Annotated in this window: 24 protein-coding genes; 15 read left to right on the forward strand and 9 right to left on the reverse strand. The window is 46.1% G+C overall.

Going from position 1 to position 23,975, the window contains the following annotated elements; translation table 11 throughout:
• Positions 1-329: 329 nt before the first annotated feature.
• A complete protein-coding gene (locus PAHA3_RS20845; protein ID WP_062836618.1) occupies positions 330-1,292 on the forward strand; it encodes an endo-1,4-beta-xylanase in 963 nt (320 codons plus the stop codon).
• 487 nt (positions 1,293-1,779) lie between these two features.
• Here the strand turns inward: PAHA3_RS20845 and PAHA3_RS20850 are convergent, their stop codons facing one another.
• Positions 1,780-3,117 carry a glycoside hydrolase family 30 protein gene (locus tag PAHA3_RS20850; RefSeq protein WP_062836619.1) on the reverse strand — a complete coding sequence of 446 codons (1,338 nt, stop codon included), beginning with the start codon at positions 3,115-3,117 and terminating at the stop codon, positions 1,780-1,782.
• Positions 3,118-3,390: 273 nt separating this feature from the next.
• A complete protein-coding gene (locus PAHA3_RS20855) occupies positions 3,391-4,908 on the reverse strand; it encodes a leucine-rich repeat domain-containing protein (RefSeq protein WP_062836620.1) in 1,518 nt (505 codons plus the stop codon).
• 352 nt (positions 4,909-5,260) lie between these two features.
• Here PAHA3_RS20855 and PAHA3_RS20860 point away from each other — a divergent pair, with 352 nt between their 5' ends.
• The 7 genes from PAHA3_RS20860 to PAHA3_RS20885 all read left to right on the forward strand — a co-directional run bounded on the left by PAHA3_RS20860 (position 5,261) and on the right by PAHA3_RS20885 (position 11,334).
• On the forward strand, positions 5,261-6,151 hold the full coding sequence (locus tag PAHA3_RS20860; protein WP_062836621.1) for a diacylglycerol/lipid kinase family protein: 891 nt from the start codon (positions 5,261-5,263) through the stop codon (positions 6,149-6,151).
• Positions 6,152-6,298: 147 nt separating this feature from the next.
• Positions 6,299-7,216, forward strand: coding sequence for an aldo/keto reductase (locus PAHA3_RS20865; RefSeq protein ID WP_062836622.1), 918 nt, complete (start codon positions 6,299-6,301; stop codon positions 7,214-7,216).
• A gap of 273 nt (positions 7,217-7,489) precedes the next feature.
• Entirely contained in the window at positions 7,490-8,872 is a 1,383-nt protein-coding gene (locus tag PAHA3_RS20870) for a hypothetical protein (protein WP_062836623.1), read from the forward strand.
• Between the two features lie 244 nt (positions 8,873-9,116).
• Positions 9,117-9,287, forward strand: coding sequence for an aspartyl-phosphate phosphatase Spo0E family protein (locus PAHA3_RS29980; protein WP_076332132.1), 171 nt, complete (start codon positions 9,117-9,119; stop codon positions 9,285-9,287).
• 99 nt (positions 9,288-9,386) lie between these two features.
• Positions 9,387-9,767 (forward strand): GntR family transcriptional regulator, encoded by a 381-nt coding sequence (locus PAHA3_RS20875; RefSeq protein ID WP_062837083.1) that lies wholly within the window; start codon positions 9,387-9,389, stop codon positions 9,765-9,767.
• Entirely contained in the window at positions 9,764-10,639 is an 876-nt protein-coding gene (locus tag PAHA3_RS20880; RefSeq protein ID WP_062836624.1) for an ATP-binding cassette domain-containing protein, read from the forward strand. The genes PAHA3_RS20875 and PAHA3_RS20880 overlap by 4 nt, the downstream gene beginning before the upstream one ends.
• The gene (locus PAHA3_RS20885; RefSeq protein WP_062836625.1) at positions 10,636-11,334 is read left to right on the forward strand and encodes a hypothetical protein; all 699 of its coding nucleotides are present in this window, start codon (positions 10,636-10,638) and stop codon (positions 11,332-11,334) included. The genes PAHA3_RS20880 and PAHA3_RS20885 overlap by 4 nt, the downstream gene beginning before the upstream one ends.
• Positions 11,335-11,522: 188 nt before the next feature.
• Here the strand turns inward: PAHA3_RS20885 and PAHA3_RS20890 are convergent, their stop codons facing one another.
• The 3 genes from PAHA3_RS20890 to PAHA3_RS20900 form a co-directional block, all read right to left on the reverse strand.
• The gene (locus PAHA3_RS20890; RefSeq protein WP_062836626.1) at positions 11,523-12,041 is read right to left on the reverse strand and encodes a hypothetical protein; all 519 of its coding nucleotides are present in this window, start codon (positions 12,039-12,041) and stop codon (positions 11,523-11,525) included.
• A 50-nt stretch (positions 12,042-12,091) separates the two neighbouring features.
• Entirely contained in the window at positions 12,092-12,865 is a 774-nt protein-coding gene (locus tag PAHA3_RS20895; protein WP_062836627.1) for an isocitrate lyase/PEP mutase family protein, read from the reverse strand.
• 77 nt (positions 12,866-12,942) lie between these two features.
• The gene (locus tag PAHA3_RS20900) at positions 12,943-13,995 is read right to left on the reverse strand and encodes a bifunctional transcriptional activator/DNA repair enzyme AdaA (RefSeq protein ID WP_062836628.1); all 1,053 of its coding nucleotides are present in this window, start codon (positions 13,993-13,995) and stop codon (positions 12,943-12,945) included.
• Between the two features lie 313 nt (positions 13,996-14,308).
• On the opposite strand from PAHA3_RS20900, the gene PAHA3_RS20905 reads away from it, so the two are divergent.
• Positions 14,309-14,686: a LysM peptidoglycan-binding domain-containing protein gene (locus tag PAHA3_RS20905; RefSeq protein WP_062836629.1), complete on the forward strand. Its 378-nt coding sequence runs from the start codon at positions 14,309-14,311 to the stop codon at positions 14,684-14,686.
• 370 nt (positions 14,687-15,056) lie between these two features.
• On the forward strand, positions 15,057-15,632 hold the full coding sequence (locus PAHA3_RS20910; protein WP_062836630.1) for a hypothetical protein: 576 nt from the start codon (positions 15,057-15,059) through the stop codon (positions 15,630-15,632).
• Positions 15,633-15,738: 106 nt separating this feature from the next.
• On the opposite strand, the gene PAHA3_RS20915 is transcribed toward PAHA3_RS20910, so the two are convergent.
• The gene (locus PAHA3_RS20915; RefSeq protein ID WP_062836631.1) at positions 15,739-16,656 is read right to left on the reverse strand and encodes a phosphatidate cytidylyltransferase; all 918 of its coding nucleotides are present in this window, start codon (positions 16,654-16,656) and stop codon (positions 15,739-15,741) included.
• Between the two features lie 96 nt (positions 16,657-16,752).
• Here PAHA3_RS20915 and PAHA3_RS20920 point away from each other — a divergent pair, with 96 nt between their 5' ends.
• The gene (locus PAHA3_RS20920) at positions 16,753-17,307 is read left to right on the forward strand and encodes a hypothetical protein (RefSeq protein ID WP_062836632.1); all 555 of its coding nucleotides are present in this window, start codon (positions 16,753-16,755) and stop codon (positions 17,305-17,307) included.
• Between the two features lie 90 nt (positions 17,308-17,397).
• On the opposite strand, the gene PAHA3_RS20925 is transcribed toward PAHA3_RS20920, so the two are convergent.
• A complete protein-coding gene (locus tag PAHA3_RS20925; RefSeq protein ID WP_062837084.1) occupies positions 17,398-17,865 on the reverse strand; it encodes a VOC family protein in 468 nt (155 codons plus the stop codon).
• A 160-nt stretch (positions 17,866-18,025) separates the two neighbouring features.
• Here PAHA3_RS20925 and PAHA3_RS20930 point away from each other — a divergent pair, with 160 nt between their 5' ends.
• The 3 genes from PAHA3_RS20930 to PAHA3_RS20940 all read left to right on the forward strand — a co-directional run bounded on the left by PAHA3_RS20930 (position 18,026) and on the right by PAHA3_RS20940 (position 21,070).
• Complete coding sequence (locus tag PAHA3_RS20930; protein WP_062836633.1) at positions 18,026-18,460, forward strand: Lrp/AsnC family transcriptional regulator; 435 nt, start codon at positions 18,026-18,028, stop codon at positions 18,458-18,460.
• A 117-nt stretch (positions 18,461-18,577) separates the two neighbouring features.
• A complete protein-coding gene (locus tag PAHA3_RS20935; protein WP_062836634.1) occupies positions 18,578-19,873 on the forward strand; it encodes a GntP family permease in 1,296 nt (431 codons plus the stop codon).
• Between the two features lie 30 nt (positions 19,874-19,903).
• Positions 19,904-21,070, forward strand: a complete 1,167-nt coding sequence (locus PAHA3_RS20940) for a glycerate kinase (protein ID WP_062836635.1) — start codon at positions 19,904-19,906, stop codon at positions 21,068-21,070.
• Positions 21,071-21,206: 136 nt separating this feature from the next.
• Here the strand turns inward: PAHA3_RS20940 and PAHA3_RS20945 are convergent, their stop codons facing one another.
• Entirely contained in the window at positions 21,207-22,253 is a 1,047-nt protein-coding gene (locus PAHA3_RS20945) for a CdaR family transcriptional regulator (RefSeq protein WP_082762934.1), read from the reverse strand.
• A 208-nt stretch (positions 22,254-22,461) separates the two neighbouring features.
• On the reverse strand, positions 22,462-22,836 hold the full coding sequence (locus PAHA3_RS20950; protein ID WP_062836636.1) for a winged helix-turn-helix transcriptional regulator: 375 nt from the start codon (positions 22,834-22,836) through the stop codon (positions 22,462-22,464).
• Positions 22,837-23,076: 240 nt separating this feature from the next.
• Here PAHA3_RS20950 and PAHA3_RS20955 point away from each other — a divergent pair, with 240 nt between their 5' ends.
• Positions 23,077-23,820, forward strand: a complete 744-nt coding sequence (locus tag PAHA3_RS20955) for an SDR family oxidoreductase (protein ID WP_062836637.1) — start codon at positions 23,077-23,079, stop codon at positions 23,818-23,820.
• The last annotated feature ends 155 nt before the right edge of the window (positions 23,821-23,975 follow it).

Here is a 23,975-nt window from a genome sequence, read left to right on the forward strand (position 1 = left end):
GGGGCGAACAAAATGGAGGCACATAAGAGGAATGATAAAGGCCATCCGGCGAAACGTTTCATTGAAATTTTGCGCATGTTGTAATCTCCCTTGTTATCTAGTGTGTGTAAAGATATGTATCATTTCATACTAGATAAACATTTGGGGAATGTAAACTCCAATGTAACAATTATGTAGGATTTGAGCAGATAAATGGATGGAAATATAATATCGATCTCTATTATTAGTGCAAAGTACTATAATTTGTCAGGTTTTTAAAGTTGTGATTATCCAGTAAAATGGTAATTGTAAGCGCTTAACAAAATATTTGAAACGAAGGAGGATATATATTGATCAAGTCCAAATGGTTCAAGACAGTTGGCTCATTGGCATTGGTAGGGATTCTCGCTGCTTCTGTTGCGGTTGGTAGTGTAAGTGCAGGTTTAGCCAAAGGTAGCAAATTTCTGGGGAACATCATCGCAAGTAGTGTACCCTCTAATTTCAGTCCTTACTGGAATCAAGTGACCCCGGAGAATTCAACCAAATGGGATGCTGTGGAAGGCACGCGCAACGTGATGAATTGGTCGCAGGCGGACATGGCGTACAATTATGCTAACAACAATGGATTTCCGTTCAAATTCCATACTCTCGTGTGGGGAAATCAGCAGCCAACCTGGATTAACGGTCTCTCAGCTGCAGACCAGAAAGCTGAAGTGACACAATGGATTAAAGCCGCAGGACAGCGGTATTCCAAGGCAGCATTTGTGGATGTCGTCAATGAACCTTTGCATGCGAAACCATCCTATCGTAATGCCATTGGTGGAGATGGGGCAACGGGTTGGGATTGGGTGATCTGGTCATTCCAACAGGCGAGACAAGCCTTCCCTAACTCCAAATTGTTAATTAATGAATATGGTATTATCGGTGATCCCGCTAAAGCGGACCAATATATCCAGATTATTAACCTTTTGAAAAACAGAGGTCTAGTTGATGGTATTGGTATCCAGGCGCATTACTTCAATATGGACAACGTCTCGGTGAGCACGATGAACACAGTACTGAATAAGCTTGCCGCAACAGGGTTGCCGATCTATGTATCCGAGCTGGATATGACAGGTGATGATAATACACAGTTACAGCGTTATCAGCAGAAATTTCCTGTACTGTGGAAACATTCAGCTGTAAAAGGTGTAACGCTGTGGGGCTTCAACCAGAACCAAACCTGGGTGAGTGGCTCCCATCTGGTCAATAGCAACGGTACGGAGCGTCCTGCTCTGCAATGGCTAAGAAACTACCTGGCGAACAATCCTTAAGCGTGCGTTTGCACGAATCTGAGCTTCCCTTGTGATTCCGATGACTATTATATGACACCAAATAGCGCCATGTTCCTATTCATGAGTTTGGGACAAGGCGCTATTTGTGTGCGGATGCTTTGTTTTAACTGTGTTCGGCAATTTCTAGCGCAGGGAAGCATTTGATTTTAACCCAAATCAAGACCGAAGCGATCAGCGCAAATATCATTTCGCTCCAGATCAATTGATGTATTCCCAAGTTTGCGCAGAATACCGAGCTGCTTGCCATAGGAGATCTTTTCCTTCACGGCTTATTATATCTAGATTTATAGTTTTATGAATATAAAAGGTGAATCGTCTTATCTTTAAGTCGTCTTCGACTTGTGTTCTACAGGAGTAATAATGGTAACAATAAGCATGGTATGCCCCATGAAAAATAGCGCCGGCCCGTGGGGTTCTTGGGCCTGACGCTACTGATGTCCGCGTTTTTAACGATGTGTTGGATTGGTTATTCCGGTTGAATAACCATGCTGTTGAACGAATCTGCCTCCAACTCAATCCGGAATGTCTGTCCTTCATATGCCAGATGTAAGTCACGACGGTCCTGGAATGGATTGTTGATGACAATCACGAGACTGTTATCCGGGTTGCGGAAAGCGACGGATTTCCCGCTCCAGGCGCCAGACAGGCCGACTCTTCGAGCACCAGGAACAATATGATGTGCGAAGTGCTTCATCACATAATACTCGGGGTTCCGAGTAACCTCCGTCGTGTCCGGATCTATCGTAATCATGGAGTTCTGTTCCCAGCCCCATGTGCTGCGGCCTTTGGGTTCCAGAACCATGTTCCAGTAGATGTACGCGTTCACTCCGTTGCTGAAGTAATGCTGGTAGAGGTTATATACATATTTGGCGTAGTTCCATGAGTTGTTGCCATCGCCGCATTCATTCTCGGTCTGCATATAACGAAGCTCCGGATAACTTGCCGAGGTACGTTGAATGGCGTTTTTACCGGCCCATTGATACCCAACACCTTTGATATAGGAATAGGCCTTGGGATCACTCAGGACAAACCCGGCGTACTCGTCGAAGTCGTTTGTTTTTTTCTTGATCAATTCTTCCCATGGATCAGGGGCGTTGATCGTTCCCAGCCAGATTTCCGTATCCAGACCGTGTTTGTCAAAAGCGGGGCCCAGATAATCGGCGATGAACTCACGGAGTTGCTCACCTGTCCACATGCAAGAAGGGAATTTCTGATCTGCAATCACTTCGTTCTGCACATGCACCTGATGGATGGTAATGCCTGCTTCACGGTAAGCCTGTACAAATTTTACGAAATACAGGGCGTAGGCCTCCAGAATATCTTTCTCCCAACGAAGCGTGCCATAGTTATAGGCTTTAGGTGATTTCATCCACGTTGGCGGACTCCATGGCGAGGCGAAGAACTGCAGGTTCGGGTTATAAGTCAGAGCTTCCTTAATGTAAGGAATCAGATATTTGAAATCACGTTCGATCGAAAAATGTTCCATGGCCACGTCGCCGTCCACCTCGTTGTGGCTATACCACTGCTCCGCGTAATCACTTGCGCCGATGGGCAAGCGACAGATGTTAAACTTGTGCTCACCCTCCGGATGGAAGAGAGAATGGAATACCTCGCGGCGCTGCTCTTCATTTAAGTGAGATAGAGCCATATAACCAAGCTCGTTGAAACAGCCACCAAACCCTTCCACCAGCTGGTGCTGCTCGCCTGTGAGCTTTAAGTTAGCGTTTTCATTTGTTGGTACAAAAGATAGCTCTCTCCACGGGTTGTCTTGGGTTGTGGAATAACCAGTGAGCGTGAATGTCATGCGAATCTCCTCCTCGCGAGAACCTCAGTTGTCATATATATTACGTTCAGTATAACAACTCCCGCTGCAAAAGAAGATGTGCTAAACCGTGTGAAATTTACCCTAATCCAAGATGGAGTATTAAGAGTTTATATCCGTACTGACAGATCATATAATGTAATCGCTTGTAATTGCCGCAACCCATATACCATTATCCAATGTCGAAGCACAACTGTCATAGCGCAACAAAAATCCCCGCTGATTGTTCAGACGGGGACTTTCGCTGTATTTTTCTTAAGGCTGTACACTCTCGCCAAGCTGTTTATTTTCAAAAATCAGAATCGTTTTGCTGCTTCCAATGTAACCAACAGAGGTATTGAATTGCTCCGAAATAAAGCGAACCGGAACAAATGCTTTGCCATTTTTCATCAGAAGAGGAGCATCATTGATCGCAAGCGCATCATTCACGACGACTTGCTTGTTGCCCACGCTCCAGCGGATGGTCTTGTCATTTTGTGTGATCACAGCTTCGCGCGTACCGCTGTTCCAATTCACGCTGGCGTTCAACTGCTCCGAGACAAAGCGCAGAGGCACATAGGTCCGGCCTTCATCGATAAAAGGTGCAGCATCCAGTGTGTAAGCCCGATCCCCAACATAGGCGGTGGTGGACCCTTCAATTAGACGCTGAAAGCTGCCCTGCGGCGTTCGTTTCTGCTCTCGCACATTCATCCGGTTCAGAAGCTGCATCGTATGACTGCCGCTCGCGACATCCAGATAGTTGTTCTGCACCGTGAGTCCAGCAGGCTCAACTTCGGAGACAGACGTCTGAATACCGGATGATAACGAGGTGGACGCCGAGATATCCTGTATAGCATTCGTCGCTGACTGATCGCGGGTAAACGTAAAACCCTCAATCGGTGTCAAATCCCATATCCGGTTGTTGGATAATTTCAATACGTCCAGATTGGAATGCTCACGTAAAGGTTCCAGATCATAGATCTGATTGGATTCTGCATTCAGCTCCGTTAGCCCAGTCAGTCCCTCAAGCCCCTTGAGGGACTGTACTTGGTTACCGGAGATATCAAGTGTCCGCAGCCGTGTCATGTGCTCCAGTGGTGTCAGATCCGTGATTTGGTTGCCTGCCACATTCAGATTTCGCAGCGTATTTGGCAGTTCAGCCAGTACATCCAGCGTCTGAATCTGGTTATTCGCCACATTGAGTTGTTGGAGCCGCTTTTTACTCATGAGCGGTGTCAGATCGCTAATTGTATTGTTTGAGATCTCAAGCCACTTCAGTGCATCCGTATCTGTGAGGGCCGCAAGACTGGCAATCTGGTTGCCACTCGCGTGGAACGTATGTAATCGGGTGAACCCACGTACAACCTCTATGGAAGATATGGAATTGTTGCTGATATACAGCCGTCCCAAGTCTTTCAATTCAGCAAGTGCGTGTATGGATGTAATATAATTGTTGCGAACATCGATCTCGCGAAGCTGGGTCAGGTGCTCCAGCGGTGTGAGATCCTCAATTTCATTTCCGTATAATCGGAGGTGAGTCAGGTTGGTTGCATATTCCAGACCCGACAGGCTTTGAATACCTGCATTGCTCAGATCTACCACTTCAAGCTGCTCCAGATCAGATGAAGTCAGTGGAACATCCAGAGGTTTGTTCAGGATTAGCTTCAGTCCGTCTTCAAGTAGAGGATCTTCAATGATTCCCTCGCCCAAGTCCGTAGTCGTGTAAGCCATGGCTTGCCCCGATGCCCCGAGACTCAGGATGAATACTAGAAATAGTAGAGTCATTCTTCTCATTGCATGCATTCCCTCCGATTCCGTTGATATAAAATATAAAATACTCCGAACAGTCGTAATCGTAAGGTTGTTCTGCTCCCGGAGTGTTCAGTGTAACTGGAACAGTTTAACATATACAGGTTCCGCTAAAAGCACATCTATAGTTATTAACCCGTCAACGGGAAAAAGGAACAAGAGATTTCGTAATAGGTATTTCTTCTACTTCTATTCTATATGAAACAAACCCTGCTCTGCACTCTTCGAAGACATGTTTATCAAAAAAATTGCACATCTCTCGCAGACCCTATTCAACCCACCCTTAAAACGGGTATAGATGAAGTAAAGATGCCAATTTGGAGGGGAAGATGTGAGTATGCGCCAAGCCATGATCATTAGCAATCCATCGTCAGGTAAGGAAGAGGCCGAGCAGTATGTGTCCCAAGTCAGAGAAATTCTGGAGTCACAGCAGTATGAGGTGGTTGTTAACGAGACAGCCGGAGAAGGTGATGCGACCAACTACTGCCTGAACGCCTGTAAGGACGGCTGTGATCTGGTCATTTCCATCGGAGGCGATGGTACACTGCATGAGACGATTAACGGCATGATGGATCAGGAACATCGCCCTCGATTGGGAGTCGTACCTCTGGGTACGGTGAATGATTTTGCACGTGCGCTGAATATCTCGCTTGACCCGGAGGAAGCCATTAGGCAGTTACGTTCGGATCAGACTCATATTGTGGACCTGGGGAAAATCAATGATCGCCTGTTTGCCAACGTGGTGGCTGCAGGGTCTTTGGCAGAAGCCCTATTCTCCGTATCCTCGGAAGAGAAGTCGAAGCTGGGATCATTCGCATATCTGAAAGAAGGCTTGAAAGATCTGGTAAATACACCAGCTAATCAACTAACCGTTGAATATGACGGCCAGATTTGGGAGGGAGAATCTCCTCTTTTTCTGGCGGCACTGACCAATTCGGTTGGAGGATTCGAGAAGTTATCACCGGATGCTGCGGTGGACGATGGTCTGATTCATTGTTTTGTTGTTCGTAACATCAGTGTGTTCAACAGCCTGACCTTGGGCACTTCCCTGTTGTTTGGCAGTCTGAAAGACCATAAGGATGTGGATTATTTTACGGCAAAAGAAGTTCGTGTTCACTCATCTGAAGCCATACGCACCAATGTAGATGGTGAAGAGGGCCCTGCCCTGCCGATTCACATCACTGTCCTGCCAAGGCATATTGAGGTTATCGTACCGGAAAACGTATAGCTCACTCCTGTGTAATGATAGGCTGAGACTCAGAACCTATCATTTCTCCATATAATTGTAGGATAAATCTATTGAAACCGATTGCAGATTTGTGTCACAATCAAAGGTAAGATACACGATAATATTCGAATATGGAGGGAAAACATCTTGAGAACCATTAAATTGGGCAGCAGCGCACTAGAAGTACCTGTAGTGGCCGTGGGCTGCATGCGGATTAATTCACTAGACGGCAAGGAAGCCGAACATTTTGTTCGTTCTGCAATGGAGGTTGGCGCGAATTTCTTTGATCATGCCGACATTTATGGTACAGGAACATGTGAGGAGATCTTCGCCGAAGCGGTGCAGATGAATCCCCAAGTTCGTGAAAATATGATTCTTCAATCCAAATGCGGTATCCGCAAAGGCATGTTTGATTTCTCCAAAGAGCACATCCTTAATTCGGTGGATGGTATCCTGCAACGTCTGAAAACCGAATATCTTGACGTTCTGCTTCTGCACCGTCCAGATGCTTTGGTTGAGCCTGAGGAAGTGGCTGAAGCCTTTGATCAATTGGAGCGCGAAGGCAAAGTGCGTCACTTCGGGGTGTCTAACCAGAATCCGAACCAGATCGAATTGTTGAAAAAGTACGTGAAACAGCCACTGGTAGCCAACCAGTTGCAGATGAGTATTACCAATACCACAATGATTGACAGTGGAATCAACGTGAACATGGAGAATGACGCTGCGGTTAACCGTGACGGCAGTATCCTTGATTATTGTCGTCTGCATGATATCACGATTCAGCCATGGTCTCCGTTCCAGTACGGATTCTTCGAAGGTGTATTCCTGGGTAGCGACAAGTTCCCGGAATTGAATGCGAAGATCGACGAGATTGCTGCGAAGTATGACGTGAGCAATACGACGATTGCAATCGCGTGGTTGCTTCGTCACCCTGCACAAATGCAGCCAGTGACAGGCACGATGAATATTGAGCGTCTGCAAGACTGTGTGAAAGCGGGAAATGTTCATCTCACTCGTCCAGAGTGGTATGAAATTTACCGTGCGGCAGGCAATATCCTGCCTTAAATCCAAGTTATAGTGAGCATACTGACTACTGAGTCAGTTGAGAACACGAGCCCGTAGATGGCTCGTGTTTTTTGTCTGTTTTCAGGTTTGATGTCGGGCGAGTTTCCGATATAAAATAAGGATAGATAACTTTGTTATAATTAAAGGATTAAAATGGTAGTAATACAAATTAGTTGAATTTATTATATTGACCGCTACTTTCTAATTACATATAATTACTTTTGCATACCGATAATCCTGTTTATGGTTTTTATTTTGGAGGGTGGTGTTCGTTTGGAGCCGACAACCACGATACGCGATCATTTGGAAAGTTATCTGAAGCGTGAACAGATGTCCATTAGTCATTTTTCAGAGACGTCAGGGATTAATTCGGGTACGCTGAGCAATATTTTGAATAAAAATCGGCCTATTGCCATGCAGCAGTTGGACCGCATCACTTCCGCCATGAGACTGGAAGAGGGTTACTTCTATGAGTTATACATAGATGAGTGTTTCGTACACGCAACACCGGACTGGCGAAGACTGGGACCCTTCCTTCAACGCTGTGCCGAGTTGGACAAGTTAAACTGTATTGAAGAGGTTATTCGTCTGATGATGGATAATCTATCCTATATTCCTTTGTTATTTGAAGTGGCTGAAGAATTCTACCAAGCGGGTAAATTCAAACCGGCTATTCTTCTATATGAAAACATCGCCGAAAGTGAGAAAATGCAACATTCCGAGCGGCTTGCACTCTGTCAATATCGACTGTTCAGGTTGGGACTGACGAATGATCAGCAACGGAATCTGATTATCGCTGCCCGGTTTGAATACTATGTGGATCGGTTGGATGAACGCTACCAGTTGGATGCGCTTAATGAACTGATTAATGCTTTTGCATCACTCCACAGATGGAGCAAAGTTCAGGAGCTATCTGAAAAGCTGAAAGTGAAAGCAACCATCCATTATGAGATGAATGGCCGAAGGAAACAAGAAGAGACTAAACGACCTATCGTTTTTTATATTATGTATGCTTACTTAGCATCGGGAAGTGCCCATTTCCACTTGAACAACTATGAAATGGCATTGAAGTATGTTGCATTGTACACCGATTATAGTTGGGTGAAAGAACCTGAACCTGAGGAAAAAGTGGTCATTCATCAATTTCAGGAATGGGCTGAGGGTAACCGTTATATATATCAATTAATGGCCGGACAGTTTGAGGTATTACCTGATTATCTGGTCTATATCTCGACGAAGGAAAATGAGATTTTCCCAGCGCTATGTGATATTGTAACGGCGGCTAACCGCTATGATATGAATATTGATCATGTACTTGAGCAGTATGAGTCTTACTTCACTTATCAGGAACAGAGCAATCGGATTGGGAAAGTAAGCAAGCAGGTTACCGATGATCGATATGTTCGTCTTTTGGCCGGATTAGGAACATATTATCTTAAAAAAGACAGGTTTGCAGAGGGATTAGATTTTGTCCTCCATAGCTTGAGATTTTCTATTGAAATTAGCGATGGACGAGGTATGCTTAGAGGTGTCGGATTGTTTGAACAATATAGGGACTATGCGTCTGACACAGCTATAAAGCAGTACAAAATCTTGATTGGTGAGGTGCAGAAACTCAATGAAGAGAAAGCTGGCTTTGCTGATAGTTACATGTAGTATAGTGGTGAGCATCGTAGCCCCTGTTACTGGACCTGCTCCGACTGTGGGAAGTCCAGACCCTTCAATCTACCGAACGAATGATCACGGTTTGGGGACATAAGCCTGAACCAATGGACGCTTCTGATTTATTTCAGAGGCGTTCTTTTTTTTGTGTATTGAAGTGGAAGAATAAGTATGTCGTATCTTACACGCGCTTTTGATTGGCATAATACACTAAAATATGACAAAAAGGAGGGATACTATGGATCGCCTGGATTTGATATCACGAATCGAAGATGCCAGACAGTTGTTATATCGCATGCATATGGAGTATGGCAGTCTGCTTCATCCCGAAGTGATCCAGCAATCCGTAGTCCTCGACGGTCTGATTAATCAATACAACAGAGCGAAGGTAGGAAAGATGATAAATTAGGTTCGCCTATTTACATTTGCGTTTTTGTATACTATAGTTAGTCACATGAGTAACTAACCGACTAACTAATTAATGAATACGTATGAAAGTTGGAAGCACATGAAATCGACTTTGGATGAATCTCAGCCTATTTTTCATCAGATTGCCACGATGATTATGGACGATATTGTGGAGGGCAGATTGAAGGTGGAAGAACAAGTTCCCTCAACCAACGAGCTGTCACGCTTCTACAATATTAATCCAGCTACAGCCCGCAAAGGACTGCAGGAGCTCGTGGACAAGGGGATTATATACAAACAGCGAGGTGTTGGAATGTTTGTTGCGAAGGGAGCAAGAGAAGCATTGCTTGTTGAACGGAAGCAGGATTTTTATGAAGAATACATCAAGCCTTTACTTGAAGAAGCCAGACGGATTCACATGAATGAAGACATGATTATTGATCTGATTCGCGGCAAGAAGGATAAGGAGAGTGACTTATGATTCATATGGAGCAGGTCAACTACAGCTACCAGAAGACACCCGTTCTGAACCAGGTTACGCTACATGAGAGTGAGCCGATCATTAGTGCCATCTGGGGAAGAAATGGAGCGGGGAAAACAACACTGATGAGTTTACTTGCAGGGCATAATCGCCCAGACAGTGGAACCGTCCAGATCATGGGTCAAGACCCCTATAATAATCTGGCTGCCCAAGAGCATCTGTGCTACATCCAGGAGAATCATCCCCTGGGGAAAAACTGGACAGTTAGTGACATGGTTCAAATGGGGCAATATTTTCATCCGCAGTGGAATCAGGATTTGGCGGAGCGTTTAATCGATGTGTTCGAACTACCGGGGAAGAAAAAGATCATTAAATTTTCCAAAGGCATGAAGACTGCCGCCCAGATTATATTGGGTCTTGCCAGTAATGCAAAGATAACCATTCTAGATGAACCTACCAATGGACTCGATGCGGAGAAGCGTAAATTCTTCTACAATGCGCTTCTGGAAAGTTATGAAGATAACCCGCGTCTGATCCTGATATCCAGCCATCATATTGAGGAGATTCAGCCCTTATGTGAGTCGCTTATCGTTTTGCAGGACGGAGAGGTGTTGTTAAATCAGCCGATGGAAGAGATGCGCGAAAAAGGAGTTCTTCTAACAGGGAGAATTGACGATATTAATCAAGTCACAGCAGATGTTAAAGTTATCGAATCTTCCCAGATGGGATCGACATTGAAAGTGATGATTGATGAGCCCTACTCGAAAATGTGGAAGGATATTGCTCATGCGCAGGGGCTTTCCATTGAGAAGGCGACATTACAGGATTATTTGGTTAACAGGACCCGTAATCAAGAGGGGGTTAAACCATGAACGCAGTAAAAGGCACGAATCGACTGATTCGGGATGATATGCGTTTGTATTTGGGCATATTTTCATCCATTGCGGTCATGCTCACCGTTGTATATCTGGCAATTGGTTTCATATTTGATGTCTCGTATGCCACACAACTGTTTGGTCCCATGTACGGAGGGATATGCACGTTTGCGATCGGGGGAATCATTACACTGTTTCCGGTTGCGATTGGTATGGGCAGTACACGAATTCAATTCATGAAATCCTTCTATATGAACTCGGTATGGATGGTTGCAGGCACTATGGTCATTTTGCATGTGGTGTATTTCCTCATACACCTGCTTCAGGAAAAAGGGATTGTTGACGTTACCCTCTATCAACCAGGCATGTTGTATTCAAGTGAATATCATTTCCTATCCTACCTGTGGATCGATCTGATGTGCGGCTTTCTCGTACTGGGAGTCTCTGTCTTCCCAACGGTTTGTTGGATGCGATTGGGGTTGCGTAACTTCTTCATTATGTTCTTTGGGGTGAGTCTGATTATCACGCTGATCGTTGTCTTCGCAGATTTTGGCGAATGGATGAAGTGGATTGCGAGTGTGAATATGATGATGCTGTTCACCGTTTTGGGAGTCATTGGTGGTGCGCTACTTCTGTCTACGTATCCGATGATGAAGAATGCGCCTCTAACCATGAAATCCAAAAAAGACTAACGGGAAACTGTTGTATAAAGAAATCTGTATAAGTTGAACTAATCATTTACACGATAACAGAGGAATGAAATTCCACTGTAATCAGAAAAACACGAGGTGCGAACGCGCCTCGTGTTTTTGGTATCATCCTAAATCGCTGAATATACCTTCAACAATCTTTGTGCAATCCAAACTAATGTGTATGCGCGTTAAGCTTGAGTCTGTGGTTTGAAGCCTTCCTCTTTGAGATACTCGCCAGCTTCGCTACGCTTTTCGAAAGCCATATCCAGATTAACACCGGAATAGACGTACCACATGTCATCTTCATATTTTAAAGTCAGCGTATGTCCATCTTCATCGACCCATGTTCCGCCACCCGTAGAGGTTGTAGCCAATGCAGGAGCAGCAGCTTTTACTTGTGCTGGCTCTTCGAATTCAACTGCGTTGGGATTGTGAGACATCGCTTGGATCGTTTCATCTAACAATGTGCGCAGATCTGCTTCGGAGTAATCACGAATATTGACGAATCCTTTGGCATCGGTCTCAACGTTGGGCAATAACCCTGCATAGATATAACCGTTACCGTTAGGATGGATATGGAGAGCAACAATCTTTTTATCATACGCACTTTCTTCGTAGTGGAAATTAACTCGACCGAGAGAAACATCTTTGCGTTGCAGTTGGGGATACGATTGTAACACTTCTAGCTTTTGTTCCACGTTAAGCATAATTGCCTCCTGTAAATGTTCAATAGAGGTGATTATAACATGCCCTCCAGTTAATTTCCCGATAAAATACTTCTCCCCAGTTCTTTCAGATGTTCCATAGCTTGCAGATAAGGATAAGGTCCATAGCTTACGCGTGCTACACCCAGCGCAGCGAGTTGTTTTGGTGAAGGTTCAGAAGAGGTAACCATGACGTTAATTGGCAGTGGCGAACGCTCACACAATTCTTGAATCAGTTGGTGATCCTGTAAACCCGGTACGAACAGACCGCTGGCTCCTGCCTCTGCATAATGGTTCGAACGTATAAGAGCTTCCTCTAGGAGAGATTGGTTATGGTGTTCAGGTGCGTGTTGTAGAAAAATATCTGTGCGAGCGTTAATGAACAAGGGTATGCCTGCCTGCTCCGCAGCTTCCCGGGCGGCGGACAGCCTCGGGCATTGCTCCTCCACAGTGTACAATCCCGAGCCAGCGGAGAGTTGATCTTCAATGTTGACTCCTACTGCACCATGATCGATGACTTGCAGGATATTTTGCTTCACTTCTGACACCAACCTCCCATACCCTCCCTCTATATCGATCGTTACAGGCAGATCCACGCTCCCTGTAATCCGTGCGAGATTGGCAAGTACCAGATGGAATGGCATGGCTTCCCCATCTTGCTCACCATGGGCCGCAGCGACGGACCAGCTTCCGGTTGCAATGGCCGTTGCTCCAACCGATTGCATGGCTTGTGCGCTTCCAGCATCCCACACATTGACCAGAACAAGTGGTTTTCCCTTCACATGGTATTGTTGGAACAACGTAGCTTTTTCTTCTAAGGTACTCATATTATGTGGACTCTCCTTTGTTATATCATGTATTCGTTTTGACATTTGATGCGAACTCCATTAATTCATTCCGTTTTTCAGCTATCCTGTTCCTGTTTCTCGTGAGTCAAAAGCCAGTTTTTGCGAGTTAATCCCCCGCCGTATCCGCCCAGTTCACCACTGGCATTGATTACTCGGTGACATGGGATCACAATCGCAAGCTGGTTGGCCCCATTTGCCTGTGCCACGGCTCGACACGCAGTTGGTTTTCCCAGTGCATTCGCAATATCTTGATACGACCTCGTCTCCCCTGCCGGAATGGCTATAAGCTCGTCCCACACACGTTTTTGAAATGGTGTTCCTAAACAGAACAACGGTGTGTCGAATGCTGTCCTTTCGCCCTGAAAATACTCGTTTAATTCTCGCTCAATGGACTGTATGGGAGCCGTAGTACCGGGAACAATAGCCGATTTGGTTCGTTTACGCAGACGCTCAACCTCACGCTCCAAGCCTCTTCGGTCCACAAATTCCAGTAAATATAGCGACTCCTCATCAGCAATAGCCATCATCGGACCAAGGCGGGTGTCAATCCAGGACGCTTTCAGGATATGCCCTTCATCAACTTGTGTAGGGGCGGCACCCATGATCCGTGAAAAGGCATCGCGGAAGCCACTGCTTGACTCATATCCGGTAGATAATTGGCTATCGATCACGGTGCGGCCGGAGCGAATGTTTTTCAGGGCAAGTCCCATGCGGCGGGCACGGGCATATTCGACAAAGGTCATGCCGAACCGCTTCTTAAATTGTCGGCGCGCCGTGGACTCATCGATGGAGAGGGCCTTGAAGTCCTGCTCTTTCCATCGTTTCTCCGGTTGTTTCTCGACAGCTTCCACCAAGATGCGAACGACATCCGATACTTGGTTGGGATGAGATAACGGGCGACAGCGCTGGCAAGGGCGATACGAAGCCAGAAGTGCCTGCTGAGCCGTCTCATAGAATTCACAGTTTTCGAATTTAGGCTTCCGCGCCGGGCATGTGGGACGACAGAACACACCTGTGGTTCGGACCCCAACATAGAATAAACCTTCGTATTCCGAATCCTTGGCCACAAGCGCCTCGTAATATTGTTCCTTTAGATCATCAGAAATCATGGGGCACGTCCTTACCTCGTTAGAATCTTAATCTTTATCCCATTATAGAAAAGTGTTACAGCAAGCATCGCCGAAAATCAGGCATGAATATTCGATATGTTGAATTTGATTGGAGAAGGAATTCGTTTTGTTCAGAATTTGTTTAGAGTGAACTGGTAATATAGACCTATCCAAGTAGAGTGATTTAGGCAAAGATGCCTATTTGGTAAAAAAGATGATTATTGACGGTTCATTGTTATAGGAAAATTACATAGGTAAGCATGAAAAAACTAAAACTAAGATTAGCGGAACGAAAGTTTGGAGGTCGACTAGAATGAGATATTCCACGTACAAAAGTATTTATGAACCCGTTTATACAAAAACGTCCGAGTCTCGCACCATGTATGTCAAAAAGCAATTCATGCAGCGTGTAAAGATGCCAACCTGGCTTTCGAAGATGATCATCATAGTCCTAATTATAATCATAGGATGCAGTGCTGTATTCACCGTATTTGCTGGGGATGAACAGTTGTTATCAGGGGACCAGGTCGTTGTATCTCAGGGAGATACGCTGTGGAGTATTTCTTTGGCGCATAAACCTCAGCAGATGGATACGCGTGTATATATAGAAGCAGTCAAAAAAGTAAACGAACTGGAGCAAAACTCCATTCGAATTGGACAAGTCTTAGTCTTGCCAGGATTTGATCGATAAAATAAACGGTGCATGACGTCATTAACAGAATTCTTACTTTATTCATCGAGGTACATTCGCATACTGAATTTATTAATCATTTACATATAATGGAGCTTCATGAGGGACGATATGGTGTAGTGATTAGTAAGTGGTGTGCTATATAAGTTGAACTAAAGAATATCTACACTGACACTACGATGACAGAATAACCTTCCAATCGCTGTTATCCCCAGATTTTTTGATTCCCTTTTCTTAAAGGGAAAATCCGGCGATAAAGGCGAACGCTTCGCTTTTTCAGGTTTTTTCTGTCCTCTCCGTTATCGTGTAAATGATTAGTTCAACTGATATAGATATATGTGCTGTAGATAGATGAAGGGAGAATGAGATGATGAACATGAATATAAAGAAATCTGCACTTTGCATGTCTGTGCTCTGTATTTCGCTATTACTCAGTGCCTGTGGTGCCAAAAATAATAACGAATCCGTTCAGGAGCATGCCTATCCGCAATCAAAGCAACCCATAGAGGAAGCTGGGGAAAGCTCTGTTCCCAATGCGGATGCGAAGAATAACAATGACCAAGGCAGTACCAGTGGTGATGAAGGAAAGCCTACGGCGCAATCGGAATCCACTGAACCGTCGGAGCAGATTGATATCGTCATCGACCAGTCGGAGAAACCGATGGAGGGCAATAGCTTTGATTTTGGAATTAAACAGGTTCCGAAGGGCTATGCACTAACGGAGATGAGATGGACGTCTAACACGGTGACGATTGTGAATTCGCTTCAGGAAGCCATTGAACATGGTGGAAATGGTGAAGAGGGCTTTTACTTTAGCGGCAATGGACAGTTCTCAGGCTTTATCTATTCGGATGAGATGAAGGGCGAGCGCGGCAAAGCTACGTTTGTGTTCACGAATGATGAGGGGAACGAAATCCTGTCCGAGAAAGAAATTACGTTGAAGTAACAGAAACATCATGAAGGCTTCGTCTGGAGCCTGTTGAACAGGAAAAGCAGCCACTTTGGCTGCTTTTTTTACATACCTAATTACAAGATCGCTGATCTATCTGCCGCTACATAAAGTCAAAGAAATAACGGACCACGTGGAACATAACCGGAGAGGTGTAGGTCAGGCTGTCGACCCGGCTTAGGTAGCTTTTTTTGAGCGAATCGAACTTGTTATCATCCCCGATTAATAGATCGCGCTTCAGTACAGATACCGTCAGACTGCCGAAGAATCCAGCCAGACTGATCAGCACCCCGATGAACAGCGAGAATTTCCAATCAAATGGCGTCAGGTAAGGATGGATAAAATAAGACGTTGCTGTCGTTACAATGAATGCACAGGCGAATCCTTCCCAGGTGACAAAAGGATTGGCTGTGGGCACCACTTTTCGTTTGCCCAGATAGAGAGAGACCAGATAATGCACCACATCGTTAAGCTGCGTTAACACGACGAGAAACAGCACCAGCTTGGACCCGTACTCCGGTGTGGCGAATGGGAAATAGGCAAGGTGACTCAGTCCGAACACCATCAGCATTAATCCCCATTGTGTGGAGCTGACACTGCGCAGGAAACCGACCGTACCTTTGTTAATCAGGCGTGGCAAGGGCAGCACCAGGAACACATATAGCGGAATAAACACGATAAACATGCCATACCATCCAATGTAGATCCAGTAGAACTGAACCGGAATCGCCAGATACGCCCACAGGAACAGCCTGCGGTCGGCCTTGCGCGTACTGCGAATCATGGAGAAGTATTCTTTGAGTGAGAAGAATGCAAGCACCATGAGCGAGATGAGGGACACGATGGGGTTAAAAAGGGTGGCGAGGCAGAAGATCACGAACATGCCCCACCAGGTTTTGATTTTTTGGCCGATGCCTGAATAGTCTTTGGTTGGCTGAAGCTTTGCAATAACTTTGTACACGATATGTATCACAAGTAAAGCTGTGAAGATTAGCGTTAGTGTAAAGAGTGAACTGCTCACGTACCGATCACCTGCTTATTCAAAGTAAGATTCCATTATAGGGTACCTATGTTATTATGAAGGAATAGTGCCAACTTGATAAGGGGAAATTTTGCTATGACAGATGAACGCTCCATCTATATCCTGCTTACGAATACAGGAACGCTGTTTACGAAGGTTATTCAGAGCTATACCCGAGCGCCATATAATCACGCATCGATCTCATTTGACCGGGAGTTAACCGAGCTGTACAGCTTCGGCCGCAAGCATCCGAGCAATCCGCTGAACGGCGGGTTTGTGAAGGAAGATATCCAGACAGGTACATACAGCAAGTATCCCAATACGACATGTGTCATATATGAGCTTCAAGTGACAGATCGTGAAGTGGAAAAGATGAAACGCGTGCTGCACATCTTCATCCGCAGCCGCCAGAAATATATGTACAATCTGCTCGGCGTGATCGGCATTACGCTCAAGGAGCCGGTGGAGTTCAGCAACTCCTATTTCTGCTCCCAATTTGTAGCCGAGATTCTACAGCGTTCAGGCATCAAGTTGTGGAACAAGCTGCCGGCGTTGGTGACACCGGATGATTTTCGCCAGAGTGAACGATTGCAATTGGTCTATGAAGGGAAGCTAAGCGAGTATACACTGGGGAATGCAGAGCAGGAATAGGGTAGGTGCGTGTGCTGATGCTCTCAAGTAAGATCAACAATAAAGCAGCCTGCTGCCACGGATGAAGAGGCAACAGGCTGTTTGTGTACTTCATATAGTTGATGGTGAGGATGAGGATCGGTCGAAATTAACCTCTTCGAGGAATTCAATCACTTCACCATTCGGACTGTGGACGAGCGCATTTCTAACCCGAAGTGCAGGTTCTCCAAGCGATATCCAATCCGGTTCAACATAGGCCTTGGCCCCATGTGCGAGCGCTCGCTGATAGATGTCTTCTACATCATGCACGTAAAAGGCGAAATGTAATAGTGCGCCGTGCCGGACCGCTTCAGGAGAGGTGGCAGGTTCACCCTCCGCAGGAATGACCGCATTCGGGTCAAACACCTCAATGCAGGTGCGTTGATCCGGAGAGATCAGCATACATGCCTCGGTAATGTGGAAGGAAGGCAAACTCCAGGAGTGACCGACCTTAAATCCTAATACTTTTGTATAAAACGCCAGGGTATCTTTATAATTTTGGGCCTGAATAGCCACATGTGCAAGTCCTATAACACTCACGTTCATCGCTCCCTCTTCAGATTGTATTCTAAAGTATAGGGACAATATCGCGTTGGAACCATATGATATCAAAGGATATAATGAGATAAAATCAATATATTCTTAGCTAATTTATTAGGAAAACCTTATTAAATAAGGCGACGACTCGGAGGTCTTACCAATGGAACACATGATAGATGAGATCGATCAGCAGATTATGCGTTTGCTGCAACATCATGCACGTATGCCGGTTGCACAGATTAGCAAAGAAATTAACATGTCCCAGCCTTCGGTAAAGGAAAGAATCCTGAAACTGGAGGAGAGAGGTGTGATATCGGGATATTCGACGATCTACAACCTAGCTCAATTGAACCGTGGTACCACAACATTTATTTTGCTCAAAACAGAGCATTGCGACGAGTTGGTTCAGTTCTGTGAACAGGCCATCGAAGTTACGGACGTCTATCGGATTAGCGGTGAGTATAACTATCTGATCAAGGTACAGACGGCGTCTATTGCAGAGCTTGCCGAGTTTCAGGATTCACTGGTGAAGCTGGGACCCTCGAAATCCCATATCAGCATGAAAAATATCATGGAAAATCGTATTCTCCTCTAGGTGATGAAGTTCGTTGTGCATATGCACAATGAATTTCGTCCTTTCATCAATATTTATTCTGGCCTCCAGCAACTATAATGAAAGCGTGTTCAACAAGTGCATGGGGGGCAATTGACAATGGAACCATTAACGATTAGCTGGATTGGTGCTCTGGCAGGACTGGCTATTGCGATCATTTTGATTTTGAGAAAGCTGAACCCGGTCTATTCTTTATTTCTGGGCGCAATTGTAGGCGCTTTAATTGGCGGAGCGAACCTGGAAGAGACCGTAAATATACTGGTGGATGGCACACAGAGTGTCATGGGAACCGTACTCCGCGTACTGGCTGCCGGGGTGCTTGCGGGTGTGATGATGGAATCGGGGGCAGCGGAGACGATAGCGCAGGCGATCGTACGTAAATTTGGCGGAAGTAAAGCCATTCTGGCGTTAGCACTGGCCACGATGATCATCACCGCTGTTGGGGTGTTCATCCCCGTAGCTGTACTGATCGTTGCACCGATTGCCTTGTCTGTAGGTAATAAAATGGGTATATCCAAATTGGCATTGCTGCTGGCCTTATCGGGTGGGGGCAAGGCGGGGAACATTATCTCCCCGAATCCCAATACCATTGCAGCAGCGCGAGGATTTGATCTGGATCTGAGCAACGTCATGCTGGCAGGCGTAATTCCAGCGATCTGCGGCTTGATTGTAACTGTAATTGTAGCTTCAATGCTCAAGAACAAGGGTGTAATGGTTACTGATCAGGAAGCAGAACAGGGCGATGTAGATACATCGAAGTATCCACCACTGAACAAGGCCGTTGTTGCCCCGTTGGTTGCGATCATTCTGTTGATGATCAATCCAATCGGCTCTATTGCGGGCATTGAAGCACTGTCTACTTTTAAAGTGGATGCGATGTACATCCTGCCAATTGCAGGCATCATCGGTATGTTGGCGATGGGACAAGGTAGAAACATCGTGAAATACTCAACCGCAGGATTAAATAAAATGACAGCAACCGTGCTCATTCTGGTAGGTGCAGGAGGAATCGCAGGACTCATCTCTGCTTCAGATCTGTCAGGTCAGGTGGTGGGTCTGATTGAAGCATCCGGAATATCCGGTACCTTCCTCGCACCGATCGCGGGAATTCTGATGGCGGCAGCGACGGCTTCGACGTCGACAGGAGTTATTTTGGCAACAGGCTCCTTCGGTGACGCCATTTTGAACATGGGCACAGCGCCGCTCGCAGCTGCCGTGATGGTGCACACTGGGGCAACCGTTATTGATTCCTTGCCACAGGGCAATTACTTCCACGTGTCGGCTGACAGTATGAAGATGACGATTCGTCAGCGGATGGGCGTTATTCCATATGAAGCGATTGTGGGTGGCACGATGGCTATTGTAGCGACGTTACTGTACGGATTTATTCTTTAATTCTTTAATCTAACGGATGGAGTGAGAGAGATGAGAGAAACTGAAGAGACTAGAGAGAAGACATTTGTTCTGGCACCGGATTCGTTTAAAGAAAGCATGACAGCGAAAGAAGTATGTGTCGCGATGGAAAAAGGATTGCGTAAAATATACCCGACGGCAAGTTATATTCATGTACCCATGGCGGATGGTGGGGAAGGCACGGTACAGTCCCTTGTGGATGCTTCCAGTGGTTCCCTTCACCAGCAAGAGGTGAGCGGCCCATTAGGTCAGACAGTAACTGCCCAGTATGGCATTCTGGGTGACGGAACAACGGCGGCCATCGAGATGGCATCGGCCAGTGGCATACATCTGGTAACCAAAGAAAACCGAGATCCCCTACGGACGACAACCTATGGAACGGGCGAGTTGATTCGAGCGTGTCTGGACCGTGGCATACGCAAAATCATCATCGGCATTGGTGGCAGTGCGACTAATGATGGTGGTGCCGGCATGGCTGAAGCGCTTGGCGCGAAATTTCTGGATGAACAGGGTCAGCCACTTGCACGGGGTGGAGGGGCTTTGGATCAACTGGCCCAGATTGATGTGTCGGGTCTAGATGAGCGTTTGCAGGAAGTGGAGTTCATTGTGGCCTGTGATGTGAACAATCCGCTCTGTGGGGAGCATGGTGCATCAAGGGTGTTTGGGCCGCAAAAAGGGGCTACCCCAGAGATGGTTGAGCAGCTGGATGCGAACCTGTCCCATTATGCAGATGTCGTAAAGCAGCAGCTGCACAAAGATATCCGTGATACACCCGGTGCCGGAGCGGCTGGCGGACTGGGTGCGGGACTTTTGATTTTTACACAGGCAGTGTTGCGTAAAGGCGTTGAAATTGTCATTGAATACACTGAGTTGCGTGAAAAATTAATTGCTGCGGATGTCGTATTTACGGGCGAAGGCGGTATCGACTTTCAAACGAAATTTGGCAAGACCCCCTATGGCGTTGCTCGTGCAGCCAAGGAAGCGGGTAAACCTGTAATTGCCATTGCAGGCTACGTGGGCGAAGGGATTGACACCCTGTACGGGGAAGGCATTGATGCCATATTTGGTATTGTGCCTGGGGCAGCAGATCTGGAGCGACTATTGCGAGAAGGCCCGGAGAATGTGGAGCGTACAACCGAGAATATTGCCAGGGTGCTGAAGCTGGGTCTGCTATCTTAGGTGAGTATTTTGCATAAGGTCGTGCAGGGTCTTAGGAGACGTATTGGACTGAGATGTGACAAAGACGGGATACAGATATGCCTAGATCAGGTGATCTGTGTCTCGTCTTTTTGCTATTCTCGAAGCTGTTCTGACGCTACTGATAGAACGCGAGTAACCCGTGGGTAAGCTCGATGAGTTCGAGCCAATTACGCGGGTCTTTGCCCGTCAGGGTCTGTATGCGTTTGAGCCGATATTGAAGGGTATTGCGATGAATATTGAGATGGTCCGCTGTTGTGGTCATGCTGCCGTTATGATGGATAAAACTGCGCAACGTATCCAGCAGGTCAGCTGTATCCTCAAGTTTGCTGACGATATTGGCATGCGGTGTTAGATCAGCCGTACTGAATCGTACCAAAAAGGGCACATCCTCATACCGAATGATCGGTGAGTCTGGTTGAAGCGCCAGCAGGATGTTCATCACAGACCGGGCCTGTTCGTAACTGGTGGCGATATTCGCTTCTTTTTGGCTGACGGCGATGAATGCTGCGGGTGTGATCTGTCTCAAACGCTGAATCATCGGATCAACGTCTGCTTCATTCTGGATCAGGATGATCTGTGTGTCGCCATCACCTTCAACAGAGAATGAAGGAACTTGGAGCAATATTCGGTTTATCTCAGTGTCAGCGGCTATGGTTTTCATGGGGAAACGGACATATAGAAGAACGGTCGGCAAATGCAGATCGATACGATATTGCAGAGCTTCCTTTTTGACCTTTTGTGAGTAGGAACCCGATTGATTCAGCAGTCGTTCGATAAAGGCTTTTTGACGTGAAGCTTCATGGGCCATACTTTCCAATTGATTACGCTGTTCGATCAGGAGAGATACGGTGGTGCGTACGATGTTGCAGAAAGGTCGAACTTCATCCGGATGACCGGATATGCCAATGACTCCGACATGCTGCTGATTGATTAGAATCGGTTCGTTGGTCCCCATTTTCTCCAGTATGCCATCCTGCCAGACTTCAATCCTGCTTCCTGTCGTTAACGCGCGGACAGCACCCTGATGAACTGTGCCCACACGTTCCTTCTGACCACTTCCAATAATAATGCCATGTTCATTCATAATGTTGATGTTGTATGGGATGTCCTGCATCATTTTATCGACAATATCCTGTGCCTGTTTTTCCGAAAGCTGCAACAACGAAGCTCCTCCCCTTCCATCTCATCGTGCTAAATGCGCATCTTCTCTGATGATGATTCCGCCCGATACCATATTGTGCATCTGAACGAAATTATAGAGGAATGGTAAGGCTTACACAAGCAGGACGGTCAGGATTAAGGTGTTCCTGGAATGGCTGGATTGTTGATACCTGATACCTTGCTGTAGCATTTCATTTTATAGTTATTATTCAAGTCGCTTCGCTCGTGTTACCCTTGTCCGTTATGGCACCTTGTGTGCTGTTCAGGTAGTTCAGATGTGCTTTACCCCAGCCACACATGCCGTCCAATAACGTACCGATCGTCTGGCCGTGTTCAGACAGGCTGTACTCTACCCTCGGTGGAACATCCCCATAAAGCGTACGCACAATAATTCGATCCTGCTCCAGCTCGCGAAGTTGTTTCGTTAACGTGCCTTGGGCTACATCAGGAATCATGCGTCGTAGTTCACCAAATCGTTTCGTACCTTCCTTCAATAAAATAAACAAGATAAGGGGTTTCCACTTCCCATTAATGGTCTCCAGCGTTGTTAATACTCCTTGTAACCTTGGTTCTTGTAAATTCATAGTAATCACCTCGATTTATACGTCTATATGTATCTCCATCATACCGGATTTTCGTGGTCTCTGCTCGATCGTCTCTATGAAAAAATGGGGGAAAACCGTGGTGAGCTGCTCCAATAGTACGAATATTCGTACTAGGTACGATGTAAATGCGTACTATTCAACGTTCTTCATTTCATGAATAATGAACACAACGTGAGAGCACATGCACTTATATAACCGGAGATGAGAGGATGAGCATAGATGAGTCACTATACATTGGAGAATAAACGGGTCGTTGTTATTGGCGGTAGCTCAGGCATCGGACTGGCTACAGCAATCCATGCAGCAGAAGCAGGTGCGGATGTGATTATAGCAGGCAGATCAGCGTCCAGACTGGAGGAAGCGAGGGAACAGATTGCGAAGGTTCTAGGCAAAGGCGAGCATGGGGAAGCGGTGGTGGAAGTTCATGTATTGGACAATCAGGATGAACAGCAACTCGAAGCATTTTTTGCTCGGATCGGAACCTTCGATCATCTGTTCACGCCCGGAGCTACCTACATCCGGGGACCACTGACATCGGATCGGGAGACGGCAGAGAGTTGTTTCAAAGGCAAGTTCTGGCCTCAATACTTTGCGGCTAAGTACGCTGTACCGCATCTTTCAGCTTCCGGCTCAATCACGTTAATGTCTGGTGGATTCAGCCAACGACCATTGGATGGTGGTGCTTCCTATGCTGCATGTAACGGTGCAATTGAGAGTCTGGGTAAAGCACTCGCGGTGGAATTAGCACCGGTTCGTGTGAATGTCGTATCCCCCGGGACAATCTGGCGGGAAGGGCAGGAAGGCACGCCGCGCGGCGATCATTTTAATGATTATGAGAAGCTGTCCCTGCTCAAGCGGGTTGGCTACAATGAAGAAATTGCACATACCGTTACGTATCTAATGACAAATACATTCACGACGGGCAGTACGTTGTATGTGGATGGCGGGTACACCTTGATTTAAGAGCTGAAGTTATATAGGTCTAAAATAATGATTTTTCAAAAATAAAATGATGAATTATGACGAAAAAAGTTGAGATCTATCCTGTTTTTTTACTACGGGGTGGATCTTTTTCCTTTTATTTGCTCTTTTTGTTTAGATTCTGTTTATCGCAGTGC

Source organism: Paenibacillus amylolyticus, assembly GCF_001570725.1.
Taxonomy (GTDB): domain Bacteria; phylum Bacillota; class Bacilli; order Paenibacillales; family Paenibacillaceae; genus Paenibacillus; species Paenibacillus amylolyticus_A.